Raw genomic sequence first — 17,282 nt, forward strand, 5'->3', positions numbered from 1 at the left:
ACACACTGCGGGGAGGGTCCGGGGATGAGCGGGTTCGGGCGGTACTTGGCGGCGGCACTGGCCGCACGGTTCGCCTCGGAGGGCATGGGCATGGCCGTGGTGCTGCTCGCCCTGGAGCGCACCGGGAGCGCGGCGTACGGGGCGTTCGTACTGACGGCCTGGCTGGCGCCGCACGTGCTGGCGGCTCCGCTGGCGGGCGCCGCCGCGGCCCGGGCCCGCCGGCCGAGGCTCTTCCACGTCGGCGCCCTGGCCGGGTTCACGACCGCCGTGGCGGCGCTGGCCCTGCTGCTGGGCCGCGCGCCGGTGCCGCTGGTGCTCGCGGTGGCGGTGCTCGGCGGCAGCTGCGGGCCGATGGTCACGGGCGGGCTGTCCAGCCTGGTCACCGGGCTGGTCCCGGCGGGCGCCGGGCGCGACCGGGCGTACGGCTGGGACGCCTCCACCTACAACGGCGCCGCGGTCACCGCGCCCGCCGCGGTCAGCCTGGCCGCGGCACTGGGTTCCGCCGCTCCGGCGATGGCTGTCCTGGCAGCCTCCGGCGCACTGGCGGCGGGGCTCGCGGCCACGCTCCCGTACGAGAACCCGGGCGCGGGCGCACCGAAGGACGGACCCCGGGCCGGGCTGGGCGCGGGGCTCGCCGCCCTGTGGCGGGTCCGGGAGCTGCGGGCGGTCACCTCGGCGACGACCGTGGCCTTCGTGGGCGTGGGCGCCCTCACCACGACCTCGGTACTGCTGGCCGGGGAGCTGGGCAGCCCGGGTGCCGGGGGCGTGCTGATGACGGCGTTCGCGGTGGGCGCGCTGGCCGGTTCGCTGACGCTGGGCCGGATGACGGCCGTGGAGCCGGGCCTGCTGGTGCGGTGGGCACTGGCCGGGACCGGGGCGGCGCTGGTGGCGGCCGCGTTCACGCCGTCGGTCGCCGCCGCGGCGGCGCTGTTCGCGGTGGCCGGAGTGTGCGACGGACCACTGCTCACGGCGACGCTGCGGATCCGCTCGGAGCACGCCCCGGCCGAGGTGCGGACGCAGGTGTTCACCCTGGGCGCGGGGCTGAAGGTGACGGCGGCGTCGGCCGGGGCGGCCCTGGTGGGGTTCGCGGCCGACGCGCCCGCGTGGACGCTGCTGGCCGGGATCGCCGGACTGCAGCTCGTGGCGGCCCTGCTGCACGCACTGACGGCCACGCGGGGGACCGGCCCGTCATCGGCACAGTCGGTGGTTACAGCGCCGTCGGAAGGTTCCGCCACAGCTCCGGCCGGTCGGCGGACTCCTGGAGGGCCTTGAGCGCGGCGGGGTGCGGGGCGGCGTACAGCTCGGGGTAGTCGATCTCGCCGAGCTCGGGCCGGACGGGGAAGGCCAGTTGCTCGCCGTCGAGGCTGAACCGGGCATCCACGCCGGGCTTGTTGCCGCGCGCGTCCTGCCGGTACCAGCGCGAACCGCCGGGCAGGCGCAGCGCGATCAGCCCGTGGATCACGGGGTTGGTGCCGTCGTCGTCCGCGAGGCGCTGGTAGCACAGGGCCGTCGGGATGCCCTGGGCGCGCAGGAGGGCGGCCAGGGCGTGGGACTTGGCGTAGCAGATGCCGTTGCGGGTGGCCAGGACGTCGGAGGCACGCCAGGCGACGCGGGTGTCGCCCGAGTCCGCCGAGTGCGGGACCGTGTCGCGGACGAACGCGAAGGCGGCCTCGGCGTACGCGGATGCGTCGCCGCCGGTGGCCGCCCGGAGCGCGTCGGCGGTTTCTCGTACGAGCGGATGGTGGTGGTCGACGGCGTCGTCGGCCACCAGGTAGGCGGCAAGGTCGGGCTGCTCCTGGATCAGTTCCATGATCCAGGAGCATATCTATGCGACCGATTGCATACCTATGAAATTATCGGGCGAGCTCTTCCTTGAGCGCCTGGAGGAAGCCGTCCACGTCCTCTTCCTGGGTGTCGAAGCCGCACATCCAGCGGACATCACCGGCGGACTCGTCCCAGAAGTAGAAGCGGTAACGCTTCTGCAGTCGCCGGGACACCTCGTGCGGCAGCCGCGCGAACACCGCGTTCGCCTGCACCGGGTAGAGGATCTCCACGCCGTCCGTCTCGCGCACGCCCGCGGCGAGCCGCTGCGCCATCGCGTTGGCGTGCCGGGCGTTCCGCAGCCACAGGTCCTTGGCGAGCAGCGCTTCCAGCTGCACCGACACGAACCGCATCTTCGACGCGAGCTGCATCGACATCTTGCGGATGTGCTTCATCTGCCGGACCGCGTCGGGGTTCAGCACCACCACGGCCTCGCCGAACATCATGCCGTTCTTGGTGCCGCCGTACGACAGCACGTCCACGCCGACCGTGTTCGTGAAGCTGCGCATGGGCACGTCGAGCGAGGCCGCGGCGTTGGCTATCCGGGCACCGTCGAGGTGCACCTTCATGCCGAGGCCGTGGGCGTGCTCGCAGATGGCCTTGATCTCGTCCGGGGTGTAGACCGTGCCGAGTTCGGTGTTCTGGGTGATCGAGACGACCTGGGGCATGGCCCGGTGCTCGTCCTCGAAGCCCCAGGCCTCCTGGTCGATCAGCTCAGGGGTGAGCTTGCCGTCCGGGGTGGGCACGGCGAGCAGCTTGATGCCCGCCATCCGCTCGGGCGCGCCGCCCTCGTCCACGTTGATGTGGGCGGTCTTGGCGCAGATCACGGCGCCCCACCGGTCGGTCATGGCCTGCAGGGCGACGACATTGGCGCCCGTGCCGTTGAAGACCGGGAAGGCTTCCGCGTACGGCCCGAAGTGGCTGCGGATGACCTTCTGCAGGTGTTCGGTGTACTCGTCCTCGCCGTACGAGACCTGGTGGCCGCCGTTGGCCAGCGCGACGGCCGCCAGGACCTCGGGGTGCACCCCCGCGTAGTTGTCGCTCGCGAAACCGCGCACCGCCGGATCGTGGTGCCGCCGGGCGTCGGTCTTCCCGGCATCGGTTCTCACGGTTGCGGAGTGAGCCACAGACGCTGTCCGTTCACATCGGTGGCGGGCCGCTCCCAGACGCCGGCGATGGCCTCGGCCAGCTCCTTGACGTCGGTGAAGCCCGCGAACTTCGCATTGGGACGCTCGGCGCGCATCGCGTCGTGCACCAGTGCCTTGATGACCAGGATCGCAGCCGCCGCGCCCGGCCCCTCGTCGCCCCCCGCCTTGCGGAAGGAGTCCGCGAGGGCCAGGGTCCAGGCCTCGGCCGCCGCCTTGCCCGCGTTGTACGCGGCGTTGTTGGCGACCGGCTTGTGCGCGCCGGACTGGCTGATCAGGACGAAGCGTCCGCGGTCGCTGCGCAGCAGTCCGTCGTGGAAGGCGAGCGAGGTGTGCTGGACGGTGCGGATGAGGAGCTTCTCCAGGAAGGCCCAGTCCGCGAGGTCGGTGTCGGTGAAGGTGGTGCTGCCGCGCCAGCCGCCGACGAGGTGGACGAGACCGTCGATCCGGCCGAACTCCTTCTCGGTCCGGTCGGCCCACGCCTTGGTGGCGTCGAGGTCGAGAAGGTCCACGGTGTCACCCGTGACGGTGGCACCGCCGTGGGCGTACCGCGCCGCGTCCACGGCCTCGGCGAGGCGCGTCGGATCGGCGTCGGACGCCACGACCACCGCACCCGCCTCGGCGAGGCGGAGCAGGGTGGCGCGGCCGGCGGGCCCGCCGGCCCCGGCCACCGCCACCACCGCTCCGTGCAGCTTTCCGTTGCCGTTCCCGGAGCCGTTCATCTGTGCAGCCTCCTGAGGGCGAGTGCTCACGCGGCGACCCGGCCGGCGTGCTCCGCGTTACGGGCCGTAATGCCCTTCGTCGAGGCGATCACGCCCTTGAGCTTCTTGGCGAGGGCCTCATAGAACATGCTGAGCGGAAACTCGTCCGGAAGCACGTCGTCCACGAGCTTGCGCGGAGGCTGCGTCATGTCGAGGGCGTCGGGGCCCTTGGCCCACTTGGAGCCGGGGTGCGGGGCGAGGTACGTCGAGACCAGCTCGTAGGCCTTGAACCAGTGGACGAGCTTCGGGCGGTCGATGCCGGCCCGGTAGAGGTCCTCGATCTCGCCGCACAGCTGGTTGGTGACCTGCGGGGCACGCATCCAGTCGATCTTCAGCTTGTTGTCCGTCCAGCGCACGACGTCGTGCTTGTGGAGGTACGCGAAGAGCAGCTGGCCGCCGAGCCCGTCGTAGTTGCGGTTGCGGTCGCCGGAGACGGGGAAGCGGAACATCCGGTCGAAGAGGACGGCGTACTGCACGTCACGGCCGTGCTCGTTGCCCTCGGACTCCAGCTTCACGGCCTCCTTGAAGGCGGTGAGGTCGCAGCGCAGCTCCTCCAGGCCGTACATCCAGAACGGCTGGCGCTGCTTGATCATGAAGGGGTCGAACGGCAGGTCGCCGTGGCTGTGGGTGCGGTCGTGGACCATGTCCCACAGGACGAACGCCTTCTCGCAGCGCCCCTGGTCGGTGACCATGGCGGCGATGTCGGCGGGCAGCTCGATGCCCAGGATGTCGACGGCGGCCTCGGTGACCTTGCGGAAGCGGGCGGCCTCGCGGTCGCAGAAGATGCCGCCCCAGGTGAAGCGCTCGGGGGCCTCGCGGACGGCGATGGTCTCCGGGAACAGCACGGCGGAGTGCGTGTCGTAGCCCGCGGTGAAGTCCTCGAAGGTGATGCCGAGGAAGAGCGGGTTGTCGTACCGGGTGCGCTCCAGCTCGGAGAGCCACTCGGGCCACACCATCTTGAGCGCCACGGCCTCCAGATTGCGGTCCGGGTTGCCGTTCTGGGTGTACATCGGGAACACGACGAGGTGCTGGAGCCCGTCGGCGCGCTCGGCGGCCGGCTGGAAGGCCAGCAGGGAGTCGAGGAAGTCCGGCACCTGGAAGCCGCCCGCGGCCCACTTGCGCAGGTCCCCGACGAGCGCCTCGTGGTACGCCGTGGCGTGCGGGAGCAGCGGGGACAGCGTCTCGACGGCGCGGATCACGCGCCCGACGGCGGCCTCGGCGGTGTGCTGGGCGGGTGCGCCCGCGGCCTCGAAGTCGATGGAGCCGTCCTTGGACTGCCAAGGACGGATCTCCTCCACGGCGGCCTTGAGCTCGGGCCACGCGGGGTCGTCGACCACCCGCGTCCCGGCGGTTATCACGGCACCGCCGACACCCGGCACAAGAGTTTCCGTCATGTCACTTCCTCCACAGGAGAACCTCACGTCAAGGCAGCGTAAACGGACGAGGCTCTCCTACTCAAGAGGTAAGTCGGGAAATTATCCTGCGCGACCCCCCGATTCACCGAAAGTCTTCCCGTTCTTCAGCGTGGAACGGATGGCTCCGCCCAGTCGCTCCATGGCCTGGCGGGCCTCGGGCAGTACCGCCGACAGTGCCAGGAAGCCGTGGAACATCCCGGGACGGCTGTCGAGGACGGAGGGAACTCCGCTCTCCCGCAGTCGGCGGTGGTACGCCAGCCCGTCGTCCCGCAGCGGATCGCACCCGGCGACGACCACATGGGCGGGCGGCAGCCCGGTCAGGTCCGCGCGCAGCGGCGAGGCCGTCGGGTGCCCGCCGCCCGCGCCCGGGCCGAGGTACTGCTCCCAGAACCAGGCCATGTGCGCGGCGGTGAGGAAGCAGCCCTCGGCGTTGATCCGGTACGACGCGGCGTCCTGGGCGGCGTCCAGCGCGGGATAGGCCAGGACCTGGAGGGCGACGGCCGGTCCCCCGCGCTCGCGGGCCAGCAGCAGCGAGGCGGCGGCGAGGTTGCCCCCGGCGCTGTCCCCCGCGACGACCAGGGCGCCCGGGTCGCCGCCCAGCTCGGCGAGGTGCCCGCCGGCCCAGCACAGGGCCGCGTACGCGTCCTGCGCGGCCGCCGGGAAACGGTGCTCGGGAGCCCGCCGGTAGTCGACGGAGACCACGGCCGCGCCGGCCGCCCGCGAGAGGTTCCGGGCGGTGGTGTCGTAGGTGTCCAGGTCGCCCAGCACCCAGCCGCCGCCGTGGCAGAACACCACCGTCGGGCGCGGCCCGGGCCACCGCTCCGGGTCGGGCAGGTAGATCCGTACGGGGAGCGCCGGGGCCCCCGGCGGACCGGGAACCGTCCGGTCCTCGACGGCTCCGACGCGCGGGGGCGGCGCGTCCGGGCGGGGTGCCGCCGACAGGATCCGCCGGGCCTCGTCGGCGTCGGTGACGCTCCCGCCCACATCGGGGAAGACGGCGGCGAGAGCGTCCAGGAAGGGCCGGGCGGCGGGGTCGAGGCGGTATGCGGGTCCGCTCATCACAGGCCCCGGAAGTGCGGGATGACCTTCTCGCCCCACTGGCGCAGGGTCTCCAGACAGGCCTCCTGCTCCACGGTGCCCATCTGGATCAGGCACATGACCTCGTCGGCGCCCGCCGCCCGGAGCCGTTCCACGTAGGCGATGGCGTCGTCGGCGCTGCCGTAGGCGTGGTCGGCGTTGAAGGTGGCCGTCGAGCTCGGCCGGACCGGGATGTCCAGCTCGTGCAGCCGGGCCACCACCTGCTCGGCCGCCTCGCGCATCCGCGCCGCCTCGTCGGCGCCCGCGACCACCGCCTCGTCCGGGATGCCCGCCCCGCCGTACCAGTGGCCGATGGACTGGGCGAAGAACCGCTGCCCGCGGATGCCGATCCGCCGCGCCTCCTCCCGGTCGTCCAGCACGATCGTGGGGCAGAGCACGGAGAAGTGGTCGTTGACCACCGTGGACACGAACCGGCTGCCGTCCCGCCCGGCGATCGCCGCGTCGTAGACGGACCGCATCCCCGCGATCGACTCGGGTCCGGCGAAGCCCATCACCAGGGCCCCGATCCCCAGCTCGGCCGCCTGGACCAGGGTTTCGCCCCGGCTACAGGCCAGGAACAGCGGCGGGTGCGGGGTCTGCTCCGGCCGCGGCAGGATCGGGTGCGGGTCGATGTCGATCAGCTCGCCGTGGTACTCCAGCTCCTCCTCCTGCCATGCCTTGCCGATGATCCGCAGGGCCTCCTCGACCTCCGCCGTGGTGCGTTCCCGGTCGACCCCGCACAGCGAGGTCTCCTGCTCGGTGCCCCCGCGCCCGGCCCCGAGGTCGAGCCGCCCGCCGGAGAGCAGGTCGAGCATCGCGGCCCGCTCCGCGACCCGGACCGGGTGGTTGAAGTGGAAGGGCATGCACACGACGCCGTGCCCGATGCGTATGGTGCTGGTCTTGGCGGCGACCCAGGTCAGGAAGACCTCCGGGGCGGACATGTGTGCGTACCACTTCAGCGCGTGGTGCTCGACCGCCCAGATCCGGTCGAATCCCATCCGCTCGGCCAGCACGGCCTGCTCGACGCTGTCTCGGATGACCTGGTGCTCCCGCTCCACGGTCGGGTCGGCCAGCTGGGCTTCGAAGATCACGGAGAATTTCACGGTGCCTCCAGGGTTGCGTCCCGTGCCCGGTCTTACTTCAATTAGGAATATGACTAGTAGTCAGAAGGCGAAGAAGCAAGAGCTGCCGCCGACCGCGTGGGCGGTTCTCGGACTGCTCTCGTTCCCGGGGGAGCGCACCGGCTACGAGTTGAAGAAGTGGGCGGACTCCTCGCTGCGCTTCTTCTACTGGTCACCGGCCATCAGCCAGATCTACGCGGAGCTGCGCCGGCTGGAGGATCTGGGGTACGCGGCCTCCGCGCGCTCGGGGCCCGAGGAGGCGCGGGCCAAGCGGCGCTACGCCATCACCGACGCCGGGCGCGAGGCCCTGGCCGGCTGGGCCGCCGACACCGCCGAGGCCGGTCCCCCGGTGCTCAAGCACGGGCTGCTGCTGCGGGTCTGGCTCGGGCACCTCGCCGAGCCGGAGCGGCTGCGCGCGATGGTCGGCGAGCACCTGGAGCGCACCCGGGCCGAGCTGGCCGCCGTACGGGAGGCGATGGAGCACGCGGGCGGCGTACCGGAATGGACCTTCCCGGCCCTCGCGCTGCGCTGGAGCGAGCGGCAGCACCTGGCGGAACTGGAGCTCGCGCAGGCCCTCCTCGAGGACCTCGCCGACCTGGGCGCCGGCCGGGAGGACCCCACCGCCACTGCGGTCTCCAGGGCCGGGGCCGGGGCGGAGGCCGGGGCCGAGACCGGGGCCGGGGCGGAGGCCGGGGCCGAGACCGGGGCCGGGGCCGAGACCGGCGCCGAGACCGGGAGCGGGGGCCGTCAAGCCGATGGGGACGCGCCCACGCCCGGGTGACGCGGCGGGACCGCCCCCGGCCGCGCCCGGGCTCACAACCCCGGCGAGAAGCGGCCGGTGGGCCCCCGCGAGGCCTTGCACGACCGGTCCCTTCGCGCCCTCGGCGCACTAGCATGCGTCCTCATCGCGCGCGGCCGGTCGGGACACCGCGACCGCGCGGGGAGCCGCCGTCGACGGAAGCGAGAGAACCTTGACTTTCCTCACCATCGGTCACCGCGGGGTCATGGGTGTCGAACCGGAGAACACCCTGCGGTCGTATCTCCGAGCGGAACGTTCCGGCATGGACGCCATCGCCCTGGACCTCCGACTGAGCAAGGACGGCGCCCTCGTCGCCCTGCACGACCCCGAGGTGGACCGGACCACCGACGGCTCGGGCGCCGTCGCCGACCTGACGCTGGCCGAACTGAGCGGGCTGGACGCCGGCGAGGGCGAGCGGGTGCCGGTCTTCGAGGACGTCCTGGACGCGGTCCGGGTCCCGCTCCGGGTGTCGGTACGGGACCGGGCCGCCGCCGGGGTGCTCGCGGAACTGCTCCTGCGCCGCGACCTGACCGCCCGCGTGGAAGTGGCCTCCTCCGACGAGGCGCTGCTGGCCGGGACGGCGCGGCAGGTGCCGGGCGTGCGGACCGTGCTCCACGCCGACTCCGCCGACGACACGGCCGGGGACCTCGTGGCACGGGCGCGGACCGCGGGCGCGGCGACGATCGCCGTGGACATCCGGCGGCTCTCCCTGGAGACCGTGGAGGCGGCCCACGCGGCCGGGCTGCGGGTGACCGGCCTGGGCGTCAACACCCTGGACCAGCTGCGGCTCGCGCGGGCGCTCGGCCTGGACGGCGCGGCCACCGACTTCCCGGAGATCCGCAGCACGGGCCGCTTCACCGCGTGAGGGCGCCCGCCACCGGCCGCCGCGCCCGTCCGGTCAGAGCGACTTGACCAGCAGTTCGAAGGCCAGGTCGTCGCGGAGCGGGACTCCGAAGCGCTCGTCGCCGTAGGGGAAGGGGCTCAGCTCGCCGGTGCGCCGGTAGCCGCGGCGCACGTAGTAGGCGATGAGCTCCTCCCGTACGTTCACCACCGTCATGCGCATCTCCTTGGCGCCCCACGTGTCACGGGCGCGGCGCTCGGCCTCGGCCAGGATCTCCTTGCCGAGGCCCGCGCCCTGGAGCCCGGGACGGACCGCGAACATCCCGAAATAGGCGTGGTCTCCCCGGTGTTCGAGCTGGCAGCAGGCGACGAGCTCACCGGCGCGCTCGACGACCACCAGGGTGCCGTCGGGCGCCTCGATGATCTGGCGGACCCCGTCCGCGTCGGTGCGCTGCCCCTCCAGGTAGTCGGCCTCCGTGGTCCAGCCGCCGCGGCTGGCGTCACCGCGGTACGCCGACTCGACGAGTGCCACCAGCTCCCTCACGTCCGCCTCTACGGCGCTGCGGAAGCTCAGGGCTGCGGGGTTGGCGGTCGACATCGGGGGGCTCCGTTCTGCGCGGTGGCATATGACATGCCCGGTACGGCTCCGAAGAGCCTATCCCGGGGCGGCACACGGAGAACCAACCCGGTGCGGCGTGCGGGCGGCCCGGGCCGGGCATCTCTTCCCGTGACGCCGACGAACCGGGAGGTTCCGCCGTGCACGGTTCCACCATGTCCGCATCCGCCGCCGTCTCCTCCTGGCTGCTCGTCCTGTTGTGCGCGGTGAGCGGCGCGTACTGCCTCGGGCAGGTGCGCAGATCGGGCGGCGGCGCCGCCGGGGAGGCCGTGATGGGGTTCGGCATGGCGCTGATGGCGGTGCCCGTCGGGGTCCGGGACGGGTGGCAGGCGCTCGCGCTCGGGACGGTCTTCTGCGCCGCGGCCCTGCACGCCGTGTGGATGCTGCGCGGCGGGGTGCACCACGCGCACCACCTGGTCGGCTCGCTGGCCATGGCGTACATGGCGCTGACGGCGGCCGCGGGGTACGGGCACGGCGCGGGGCTGCCCCTGGTCACCGGGGCGCTGCTCCTCTACTTCGCGGGCTACGTCCTGCTGGGCGGGGCCCGGCTGGTGACGGCGGGCGGGGGCGCCCACCCGGTGGCGACGGCCGCGGGCGGTCCGCTTCCGGGTCCCCGGCGGACGGCCGAGCTGACCCGGGCGTGCCGACTGGCCATGGGGATGGGGATGTTGGCCATGCTGCTCACGATGTGACCGGCGGCGGCCCACGTGTCCTGCGTCACCAATGCCCCGCGGCCGTACCCGTGGGTAGCCCCCCGCTCATAGGCTGGTGGACATGATGGTCCCCGCCGCACTCCTGATGCTCGGCGCACTGACCGCGGTGCTCGCGCCCCGTCTGCTGGGCCGGGCCCGATGGCCCGAGCGTGAACCGGTCGTCGCCCTGTGGGTGTGGCAGTGCGTGGTGGGCGCGGTGCTCCTGTGCCTCGGGCTGTCGATGCTGCTGAGCGCGGCGGCCGCCTGGCAGGCGGTCCGGGGCCGGCTGTTCGCCTCCGCCCCGCACGGCGTGGTCGACGCGTACGCCCTGGGCGCGTCCGGCGGTCCCTGGGCCGCCGGCACGGCGCTCGCGCTGGCGGGCGGGGCGCTGTGGACCGGGACGATGCTGGCCCGGGAGGTGCTGCGGGCGCGGGCCCGGCGGCGCGCCCAGGGCACCGAACTGCTGGAGCGGGCCCCGCTGTTGCCCTGGGAGGACCCCGCGGGCGCACGGCTCGTCGTACTGGAGGGCCGGCGGCCGGACGCCTGGTGGCTGCCGGGGGCGGCCCCGCAGCTGGTGGTGACGACGGCGGCCCTGGGCCGGCTGAAGGGGAGCCAGCTCGATGCCGTGCTCGCCCACGAACAGGGGCACGCGGCGGCCCGGCACGACTGGCTGCTGCACTGCTCGCGGGCGCTGGCCGGGGGGTTCCCGCAGGTGCCCGTCTTCGCGGCCTTCGAGGCGGAGATGCACCGCCTCGTCGAGCTGGCCGCCGACGACGTGGCCTCGCGGCGGTACGGGCGCCTCACGATCGCGCTGGCCCTGGTCGGACTGAACGAGGACCGCGGGGCGTTCGGGCCCTCCGTCGCTCCGCAGGCGCATGTCCAGGAGCGGGTGCGCCGGCTGCTGTCGGCCGTGCCCCGGCTGTCCGCGATGCACAGGCTCCGGCTGACGGCGCTGGCCACGCTGGTCCCGGCGGTGCCGCTGCTGGTGGCTTTCGTGCCGGGGCTGAGCGCCCTGGCGTAGCGCGCCCGTCCGGCGCCGCCCCGCCCGCCGGTGGCAGGATCCCCGTATGCGGAACGATCACTTGCGTGGGGCGGGTATCGGCTGCGCGCTGCTCGCGGCCGTCCTGACCGTGCTGGTGGTGGCGGGGTGGCAGCCGCTCCTGTCGTACGACGACCAGGTCGCCCGGGATCTGCACGGCCATGCCGTCACCCATCCCGGAGTCACCCATGCGATGCGGATCCTGTCCGACTGGGTGTGGGATCCGTGGACCATGCGGGCCTTGGCCTCCGTCGCGTGCGTGACGCTGTGGTGGCGCGGAGACGGGGAGCGGGCGCTGCGGGTGGGCGTTGTCACGCTGGTGTCCGTTGTGGTGCAGCAGGGGATGAAGGGGCTGGTGGGACGGGAGCGCCCGGTATGGCCGGACCCGGTGGACTCCGCCTACTTCTCGGCCTACCCGTCGGGCCACGCGATGACGGCGACGGTGGTGTGCGGGCTGCTGCTCTGGCTGCTCCCCCGGCGGGCTCCCGCGTGGTGGGCGGGTACCGCGTGGGCGGTCGCCGTGGTCTCCGTGATCGGGGTCGGCTTCACCCGCCTCTACCTGGGCGTCCACTGGATGTCGGACGTGCTGGCGGGCTGGCTGCTGGGCGTGGTCCTGGTGGCGCTCGCGGCGTCCGGCTCCGTCCGCCGGCGGGGATCCGGCACGGCCGGACCGTGAGGGGGCGCGCCCGTTCGGTGCACCTGCCCGGTGTGGCCTGCCCGGTGTGGCCTGCCCGGTGTACCTGTTTGTGTGCCTGCTCTGGGCGATCCCCCGTTTCACCCAGAGCAGGCGATCCCACGCGCTGAGTATATTGGCTCTGAGCCAGTCAACGCAGGAGTAAGCATGTCCCCGCGCAGCGCATCGGTCAATGAAGAATTGCGCAGACGTTCCCGGGAGCGGCTGCTCCAGGCCACGGTCGAGCTTGTCGCCGAGCGGGGCTACGAGGCCACGACGCTCGGCGACATCGCCGACCGGGCGGGCGCCGCGCGCGGCCTGGTCTCGTACTACTTCCCGGGCAAACGGCAGTTGCTGCAGTCGGCGGTGCACCGGCTGATGCACCTCACCCTGCAGGCGGCCCTGGAGCGCGAGCCGCTGCCCGCCGGCGAGCACGAAGGGCGCGAGCGGCTGGCGCGGGCCATCGACGCGATCCTCGGGCTGGCCCGGGACGAGCCGCGGCTGATGCGGACGCACATGGCGGGCATCCTCCAGGCCGAGGGCTTCGTCCAGTGCGAGGAGCAGCAGCGGCTCGCCGAACTGCTGCGGGACACCGTCGCCCGGTACGGCTCGACGGACGTGGACGTGGACTATCCGCTTCTGCGGGCGCTGCTAATGGGCGCCGTGGTGGCGGTCCTGCTGCCGGGCGCGCCGATGCCGGCGGCCCGGCTGCGGGCCGAGCTGTTCCAGCGCTACGGGCTGGACTGGGAGCTCGGCGTTCCGCCGGCCGGCGGGCCGCCCGGCGGAACGTTTCCTTCACACCCTTAGCCCCTGTGCGTCAAGGGCGTCAGCGGTACTCGGGCTGGCTCTGCACGTTGAGCCGGTCCAGCCGCACCCACTTCGCGCTCTCGGTGCGCCAGTCGTCCAGCCGCAGCACGTCGAGGCCCTTGGCGATGTCGTTCGAGTAGATGTGCCCGTTGTAGTAGTACGCAGACCAGGACCCGCCGAGTCCGAGCTGGTCCGTGGTCAGCGGGCCGCGTTCGAAGTACCCGATCTCCTTGGGCTGCGCGGAGTCGGTGAACTCCCACACCGAGACACCGCCCTGGTACCAGGCCTGCACCATGATGTCGCGGCCGCCGCCGACCGGGATCAGCGAGCCGTTGTGGGCCACGCAGTTCTCGGTGTCGGCCTGGTGCCGCGGGATCTTGAAGTAGCTGCGGAAGGCGAGCTTGCGCTGGTCCCCACGGCCGGTGATGTCGTAGATCCCGTCGGCGCCCCGGTTCGGGCCGGTGGCCTCGTTGCAGGTGGGGCCGCCACCGCCGCCGAGTTCGTCGGTGAACACCACCTTGTTCGCCCGCTCGTTGAAGGTGGCCGAGTGCCAGAACGCGAAGTTCACGTTGTCCTGCACCCGGTCGATGACCCGCGGCTGTTCGGGCCTGCTGATGTCGAAGAGGATGCCATCACCCATGCAGGCGCCGGCGGCCAGGTTCTTCGACGGCAGCACGGTGATGTCGTGGCAGCCGGTGGTCTTGGAGACGCCGGGGTTGGTGGGAGCGCCCGGGTTGCCGCCGTCGGGGAAGAGGATCGGGAAGGCGACGACCGAGGCCTGCGTCGGCGCCTTCTTCGGGACCTTCACCACCGAGATGCCGTCGTGCGGCGGCTTGCAGTCGGGGAAGGCCTCGTTCGGGGAGTACGAGGCGACGTAGAGGTAGATGTCGCGGCCGCCCGGCACCAGGGTGTGGGTGTGGGAGCCGCAGTTCGTCTCGACGGACTTGATGTACCTGGGGTTCTTCTTGTCCTTGATGTCGAAGATCTTGATGCCCTCCCACGAGGACTTCTCCGTCGCGGGCTGCGAGACGCTGTTGCAGGAGTCGTCGCTGCGGGAGGAGTCGGTGGAGAGGAAGAGCAGGTCCCCGTAGACGGAGATGTCGTTCTGGCCGCCGGGGCACAGCACCTGGGTGACGGTCTTGGGTGCCTTCGGGTCGGCGATGTCGTAGATCGTGAAGCCGTTGTAGCTGCCCGCGTATGCGTACCTGCCCTGGAAGGCCAGGTCGGAGTTGATGGCGGCGGGGTCGGCGCTGGGGATGTTGGCCAGGGGTTTGATGTTGGCGCTGTGCACGATCTCGTCCTGGCCGGGGATCTCGCCGGGGGCGAGCTCCCTGCCGTCGGCGAGGCCCGCGCCCTGCTGGTTGCCGCTTCCGGGTGTCAAGTCACCCGGGTCCGGGGTGGCGGCCGCCGGTCCGGCGGTCAGAAGTGCGGTGAGGAGCCCGGCCGCCGCGACGGCCGCTCCCACCCTTCCGCTGCGCACTCTCGTGTGGAACGAGCTCACGTGCCCTCCCATGGGAGTCCGGTCGGTTCCGGTCACTGGGGGAACGGAACCAGGACCCCGGCAGTATCTTCCTTTTCATGGACATGGCAAAAGCCCCCCGGGGCCGCACGGTCTTACGAGCGCGGCTCGGCCGATTCGCCGGAGCGGCCGCGGCCGCCGGGCTCCTGCTGGCACTCGCCGGCTGCCAGGGGGACGACCGGGAGGACGGGTCCGAGGACGGACGCGCCATGGTCGTCGCACCGGGCAAGCCGGGTGAGAAGGCGCGCACGCTCACCCCTGAACAGGCCGCGAAGGAAAAGCCCGACGACAGCCCGAACGCCGCCGACCACGCGTACGTCCAGAACATGATCGAACATCACCGGCAGGCCCTGACGATGAGCGCGCTGGCGCCGGAGCGGGCCTCGGCGGACGGCGTCAAACGGCTGGCGCAGCGGATCACGGCCGCGCAGCAGCCCGAGATCGGGGCGATGGAGAAGTGGCTGGCCCTCCATCCGGCGCCGCCGGCGGCCTCCGGCGGCCACGGACACGACCACGGCGCGATGCCGGGCATGGCGACCGAGCAGCAGCTGAAGGAGCTGTCCGAAGCCGCGGGAGCCGACTTCGACCGGCTCTTCCTGAAGTTGATGACCGCCCATCACGAGGGCGCCCTGAAGATGGCCGGCGAGGCGCTGACCGGCGGCAACAACGTGGCGGTCGAGGAAATGGCCACCGAGGTGGTGGCCACGCAGAGCGCCGAGATCCACCGGATGCGCGCGATGGGCTGACTGCCGGGGAAGCCGGTGTCATGCTGGGACCACCTGCGGGAGGAGCTCCGCCGTGCTTCGTGTCGCCGTCGTCGGATCGGGCCCCAGCGGGGTCTACGCGGCCCAGACGCTGGTCCAGCAGCGCGAGGTGCCCGGGATACGGGTCGATGTGCTCGACCGGCTGCCCGCCCCGTACGGGCTCGTACGGTACGGGGTCGCGCCGGACCACGAGAAGATCAAATCGCTGCAGGGCAGCCTGCGCACCGTGCTGGAGGACGAGCGCATCCGCTTCCTCGGGAACGTCGAGGTCGGCGGTGAGCAGCTGCCCACGCAGCGGCTGTCGGAGCTCTACCACGCGGTGGTGTACTGCGTGGGCGCGGCGCGGGACCGGCTGCTGGGGATCCCCGGCGAGGACCTGTCGGGGGTGCATTCCGCGACGGCCTTCGTGTCCTGGTACAGCGGGCACCCGGATGCCGCCGCCGAGGTCTTCGACCTGGCCGGGGTGGACTCGGCGGTCGTGGTCGGCGCGGGCAACGTCGCGGTGGACGTGACGCGGATCCTGGCCCGGGGCGTGGCGGAGCTGGAGCCGACGGACATGCCGCAGCCCGCGCTCGGCGCGCTCGCGGACAGCGGGGTGCGCCGGGTGGCGATGGTGGCCCGGCGCGGCCCCTCGCAGGGCAAGTTCACCACCAAGGAGCTGCGGGAGCTGGGCACGCTGCCGGGAGTGGGCGCGGTGGTGGACCCCGCCGAGGCTGCCCTCGACCCGGTGTACGACGATCCGGCGGCGGCCGCGGCGCTGCCCGCGGTGGCGCGGCGGAACCTGGAGGTGCTGCGCGGCTGGGCGCAGGCCGGACCGTGCGACGGGCCGCGCCGCATCGCCCTGCGGTTCTACCTGCGGCCGGTGGAGGTGCTGGGCGGGCCCGACGGCCGGGTGACCGGCATGCGCTTCGAGCGGACCGCCCCGGACGGCCTCGGCGGGGTGACCGGGACGGGCGTGTACGAGGACATCGAGGCGCAGCTGGTCCTGCGCTCGGTGGGGTACAAGGGCGTCCCGCTGGCCGGGCTGCCGTTCGACCCGGCGAGGGGCACCGTCCCGCACGCGGCGGGCCGGGTCGTCCGCGCGGGCCGGGCCTCGGTCGGCGAGTACGTGGCGGGCTGGATCAAACGCGGACCGACGGGGGTGATCGGCACGAACCGGCCCTGCGCCAAGGAGACGGCGTCCTCGCTGCTCCAGGACGCGGGGACGCTGGCCCGGCGCGAGCTGCCCGACGACCCGCTGGACGCGATGCGGGCCGCGGGCCTGCGGCCGGTGGAATGGCCGGGCTGGCAGGCCATCGAATCGGCCGAGGCCGAACTGGGTCGCTCCCTGGGCCGCCGCTCGGTCAAGATCCCGGACTGGCAAGGCCTGTTGGACGCCGCCGGCCTCGCCTAGGTTGTCGGCATGAGACGAACGGCGAGGCACCGCTCCGGCCTGGCGGCGGTGCCGGCACTGACGGCTTGTGTCGCCACGCTGTCGGCCTGCACGGCCGACGGCGGCCACCGCCCGGCCGCCGGCCCCACGGCGACGAGTACGGCCGCACCCCCGCAGGCGACGGCCCTGGCCGAGCGCTACCGGCAGGCCGGCGGGGACGCGGACGTGTACGCCATCCAGTGGGAGACCGGGTCCGGGGCGGCGCCCCTCATCGTCGTCCGCACGGGCAATCCGGACGCGGGGGACGCGCTCTTCCAGAAGCAGGCGGCGTCCGTCACCGCCTACCTGGCGGACCGGGAGGGGCTTTCCCTGCGCGGCGGCTACCTGATGGACGTCTTCGGCCCCGACGGGCGACTGCTCCACCGCCGGGACGCCACGTCCCCGTCCTAGGCCAGTCGCGCTTCCTCCGCGGCCGCCGCCGTGAGGATGCTGTCGAGGAGGCCGGGGAAGAGGTCCTCCAGCTCCGTGCGGCGCAGCGCGTTGAGCTTGGTGGTGCCGCGGTAGGTCTGGCGTACGACGCCGCTCTCCCGCAGGACGCGGAAGTGGTGGGTGGTCGTCGACTTGGTGACCGGCAGGTCGAAGTACGAGCAGGCCAGTTCCGTGGCGGAGCCGGCCAGGTCCCGGACGATGGAGAGCCGGACCGGGTCGGAGAGCGCGTGCAGCACGCCCTCCAGGCGGATCGCGGCCGCCTCGGGGTGGGCGAGGGCGCGGGCCGTGTCACGTTCCGTCATGTCCCTGCTCCGCTCGCTCGGCTTGCCCGG

General features: G+C 73.0%; 19 protein-coding genes. 10 read left to right on the forward strand and 9 right to left on the reverse strand.

Features of this window, described 5'->3' with window-relative positions:
- The first annotated feature begins 24 nt into the window (after positions 1-24).
- A complete protein-coding gene (locus ACGFYQ_RS21190) occupies positions 25-1,272 on the forward strand; it encodes an MFS transporter (RefSeq protein WP_393746067.1) in 1,248 nt (415 codons plus the stop codon).
- Here the strand turns inward: ACGFYQ_RS21190 and ACGFYQ_RS21195 are convergent.
- From ACGFYQ_RS21195 to ACGFYQ_RS21220, 6 genes are all read right to left on the reverse strand, one after another.
- A complete protein-coding gene (locus tag ACGFYQ_RS21195; protein ID WP_393746069.1) occupies positions 1,208-1,810 on the reverse strand; it encodes a transglutaminase family protein in 603 nt (200 codons plus the stop codon). The genes ACGFYQ_RS21190 and ACGFYQ_RS21195 overlap by 65 nt on opposite strands.
- Positions 1,811-1,853: 43 nt before the next feature.
- Complete coding sequence (locus tag ACGFYQ_RS21200; protein ID WP_393746071.1) at positions 1,854-2,948, reverse strand: threonine aldolase family protein; 1,095 nt, start codon at positions 2,946-2,948, stop codon at positions 1,854-1,856.
- Positions 2,927-3,688 (reverse strand): SDR family NAD(P)-dependent oxidoreductase, encoded by a 762-nt coding sequence (locus ACGFYQ_RS21205; protein WP_393746073.1) that lies wholly within the window; start codon positions 3,686-3,688, stop codon positions 2,927-2,929. Before ACGFYQ_RS21205 ends, ACGFYQ_RS21200 begins: the two co-directional genes overlap by 22 nt.
- Positions 3,689-3,714: 26 nt before the next feature.
- The gene (locus ACGFYQ_RS21210; RefSeq protein WP_393746075.1) at positions 3,715-5,121 is read right to left on the reverse strand and encodes a DUF6421 family protein; all 1,407 of its coding nucleotides are present in this window, start codon (positions 5,119-5,121) and stop codon (positions 3,715-3,717) included.
- 81 nt (positions 5,122-5,202) lie between these two features.
- Entirely contained in the window at positions 5,203-6,201 is a 999-nt protein-coding gene (locus ACGFYQ_RS21215; protein WP_393746077.1) for an alpha/beta hydrolase, read from the reverse strand.
- The gene (locus ACGFYQ_RS21220; RefSeq protein WP_393746079.1) at positions 6,201-7,322 is read right to left on the reverse strand and encodes an LLM class flavin-dependent oxidoreductase; all 1,122 of its coding nucleotides are present in this window, start codon (positions 7,320-7,322) and stop codon (positions 6,201-6,203) included. Before ACGFYQ_RS21220 ends, ACGFYQ_RS21215 begins: the two co-directional genes overlap by 1 nt.
- Positions 7,323-7,371: 49 nt before the next feature.
- On the opposite strand from ACGFYQ_RS21220, the gene ACGFYQ_RS21225 reads away from it, so the two are divergent.
- Together ACGFYQ_RS21225 and ACGFYQ_RS21230 are read left to right on the forward strand one after the other, a co-directional pair.
- The gene (locus ACGFYQ_RS21225) at positions 7,372-8,121 is read left to right on the forward strand and encodes a helix-turn-helix transcriptional regulator (protein WP_393746080.1); all 750 of its coding nucleotides are present in this window, start codon (positions 7,372-7,374) and stop codon (positions 8,119-8,121) included.
- Positions 8,122-8,311: 190 nt separating this feature from the next.
- The gene (locus ACGFYQ_RS21230; protein ID WP_393746082.1) at positions 8,312-9,004 is read left to right on the forward strand and encodes a glycerophosphodiester phosphodiesterase; all 693 of its coding nucleotides are present in this window, start codon (positions 8,312-8,314) and stop codon (positions 9,002-9,004) included.
- 33 nt (positions 9,005-9,037) lie between these two features.
- On the opposite strand, the gene ACGFYQ_RS21235 is transcribed toward ACGFYQ_RS21230, so the two are convergent.
- Complete coding sequence (locus ACGFYQ_RS21235) at positions 9,038-9,577, reverse strand: GNAT family N-acetyltransferase (protein WP_393746084.1); 540 nt, start codon at positions 9,575-9,577, stop codon at positions 9,038-9,040.
- Positions 9,578-9,750: 173 nt separating this feature from the next.
- Here ACGFYQ_RS21235 and ACGFYQ_RS21240 point away from each other — a divergent pair, with 173 nt between their 5' ends.
- The 4 genes from ACGFYQ_RS21240 (at position 9,751) to ACGFYQ_RS21255 (ending at position 12,806) form a co-directional block, all read left to right on the forward strand.
- The gene (locus ACGFYQ_RS21240) at positions 9,751-10,287 is read left to right on the forward strand and encodes a DUF5134 domain-containing protein (RefSeq protein WP_393746086.1); all 537 of its coding nucleotides are present in this window, start codon (positions 9,751-9,753) and stop codon (positions 10,285-10,287) included.
- Between the two features lie 82 nt (positions 10,288-10,369).
- Positions 10,370-11,308, forward strand: a complete 939-nt coding sequence (locus ACGFYQ_RS21245) for a M56 family metallopeptidase (RefSeq protein ID WP_393746088.1) — start codon at positions 10,370-10,372, stop codon at positions 11,306-11,308.
- A 46-nt stretch (positions 11,309-11,354) separates the two neighbouring features.
- The gene (locus tag ACGFYQ_RS21250) at positions 11,355-12,002 is read left to right on the forward strand and encodes a phosphatase PAP2 family protein (RefSeq protein WP_393746090.1); all 648 of its coding nucleotides are present in this window, start codon (positions 11,355-11,357) and stop codon (positions 12,000-12,002) included.
- 165 nt (positions 12,003-12,167) lie between these two features.
- Positions 12,168-12,806, forward strand: coding sequence for a TetR/AcrR family transcriptional regulator (locus ACGFYQ_RS21255; RefSeq protein WP_393746092.1), 639 nt, complete (start codon positions 12,168-12,170; stop codon positions 12,804-12,806).
- Between the two features lie 19 nt (positions 12,807-12,825).
- On the opposite strand, the gene ACGFYQ_RS21260 is transcribed toward ACGFYQ_RS21255, so the two are convergent.
- Positions 12,826-14,319 carry an LVIVD repeat-containing protein gene (locus tag ACGFYQ_RS21260; RefSeq protein ID WP_393746094.1) on the reverse strand — a complete coding sequence of 498 codons (1,494 nt, stop codon included), beginning with the start codon at positions 14,317-14,319 and terminating at the stop codon, positions 12,826-12,828.
- A 71-nt stretch (positions 14,320-14,390) separates the two neighbouring features.
- On the opposite strand from ACGFYQ_RS21260, the gene ACGFYQ_RS21265 reads away from it, so the two are divergent.
- From ACGFYQ_RS21265 to ACGFYQ_RS21275, 3 genes are read left to right on the forward strand one after another with little or no spacing between them, the layout of a single operon-like run.
- A complete protein-coding gene (locus ACGFYQ_RS21265) occupies positions 14,391-15,071 on the forward strand; it encodes a DUF305 domain-containing protein (RefSeq protein WP_393746537.1) in 681 nt (226 codons plus the stop codon).
- Between the two features lie 52 nt (positions 15,072-15,123).
- Entirely contained in the window at positions 15,124-16,482 is a 1,359-nt protein-coding gene (locus ACGFYQ_RS21270; RefSeq protein ID WP_393746096.1) for an FAD-dependent oxidoreductase, read from the forward strand.
- Between the two features lie 9 nt (positions 16,483-16,491).
- Complete coding sequence (locus ACGFYQ_RS21275; protein ID WP_393746098.1) at positions 16,492-16,911, forward strand: hypothetical protein; 420 nt, start codon at positions 16,492-16,494, stop codon at positions 16,909-16,911.
- Here ACGFYQ_RS21275 and ACGFYQ_RS21280 read toward each other — a convergent pair.
- Positions 16,908-17,252, reverse strand: coding sequence for an ArsR/SmtB family transcription factor (locus ACGFYQ_RS21280; RefSeq protein WP_393746100.1), 345 nt, complete (start codon positions 17,250-17,252; stop codon positions 16,908-16,910). The genes ACGFYQ_RS21275 and ACGFYQ_RS21280 overlap by 4 nt on opposite strands.
- Positions 17,253-17,282: the final 30 nt, after the last annotated feature.

Source organism: Streptomyces sp. NPDC048258, from assembly GCF_043201995.1.
In the GTDB taxonomy this organism is placed as follows: domain Bacteria; phylum Actinomycetota; class Actinomycetes; order Streptomycetales; family Streptomycetaceae; genus Streptomyces.

Excerpts from the sequence above, each read along its gene's own strand:
- ACGFYQ_RS21190 (WP_393746067.1), top strand. The coding sequence starts at position 25 with ATGAGCGGGTTCGGGCGGTACTTGGCGGCGGCACTGGCCGCACGGTTC.
- ACGFYQ_RS21195 (WP_393746069.1), bottom strand. The coding sequence starts at position 1,810 with ATGGAACTGATCCAGGAGCAGCCCGACCTTGCCGCCTACCTGGTGGCC.
- ACGFYQ_RS21205 (WP_393746073.1), bottom strand. The coding sequence starts at position 3,688 with ATGAACGGCTCCGGGAACGGCAACGGAAAGCTGCACGGAGCGGTGGTG.
- ACGFYQ_RS21210 (WP_393746075.1), bottom strand. The coding sequence starts at position 5,121 with ATGACGGAAACTCTTGTGCCGGGTGTCGGCGGTGCCGTGATAACCGCC.
- ACGFYQ_RS21215 (WP_393746077.1), bottom strand. The coding sequence starts at position 6,201 with ATGAGCGGACCCGCATACCGCCTCGACCCCGCCGCCCGGCCCTTCCTG.
- ACGFYQ_RS21225 (WP_393746080.1), top strand. The coding sequence starts at position 7,372 with ATGACTAGTAGTCAGAAGGCGAAGAAGCAAGAGCTGCCGCCGACCGCG.
- ACGFYQ_RS21235 (WP_393746084.1), bottom strand. The coding sequence starts at position 9,577 with ATGTCGACCGCCAACCCCGCAGCCCTGAGCTTCCGCAGCGCCGTAGAG.
- ACGFYQ_RS21240 (WP_393746086.1), top strand. The coding sequence starts at position 9,751 with ATGTCCGCATCCGCCGCCGTCTCCTCCTGGCTGCTCGTCCTGTTGTGC.
- ACGFYQ_RS21245 (WP_393746088.1), top strand. The coding sequence starts at position 10,370 with ATGATGGTCCCCGCCGCACTCCTGATGCTCGGCGCACTGACCGCGGTG.
- ACGFYQ_RS21250 (WP_393746090.1), top strand. The coding sequence starts at position 11,355 with ATGCGGAACGATCACTTGCGTGGGGCGGGTATCGGCTGCGCGCTGCTC.
- ACGFYQ_RS21255 (WP_393746092.1), top strand. The coding sequence starts at position 12,168 with ATGTCCCCGCGCAGCGCATCGGTCAATGAAGAATTGCGCAGACGTTCC.
- ACGFYQ_RS21260 (WP_393746094.1), bottom strand. The coding sequence starts at position 14,319 with ATGGGAGGGCACGTGAGCTCGTTCCACACGAGAGTGCGCAGCGGAAGG.
- ACGFYQ_RS21265 (WP_393746537.1), top strand. The coding sequence starts at position 14,391 with ATGGCAAAAGCCCCCCGGGGCCGCACGGTCTTACGAGCGCGGCTCGGC.
- ACGFYQ_RS21275 (WP_393746098.1), top strand. The coding sequence starts at position 16,492 with ATGAGACGAACGGCGAGGCACCGCTCCGGCCTGGCGGCGGTGCCGGCA.
- ACGFYQ_RS21280 (WP_393746100.1), bottom strand. The coding sequence starts at position 17,252 with ATGACGGAACGTGACACGGCCCGCGCCCTCGCCCACCCCGAGGCGGCC.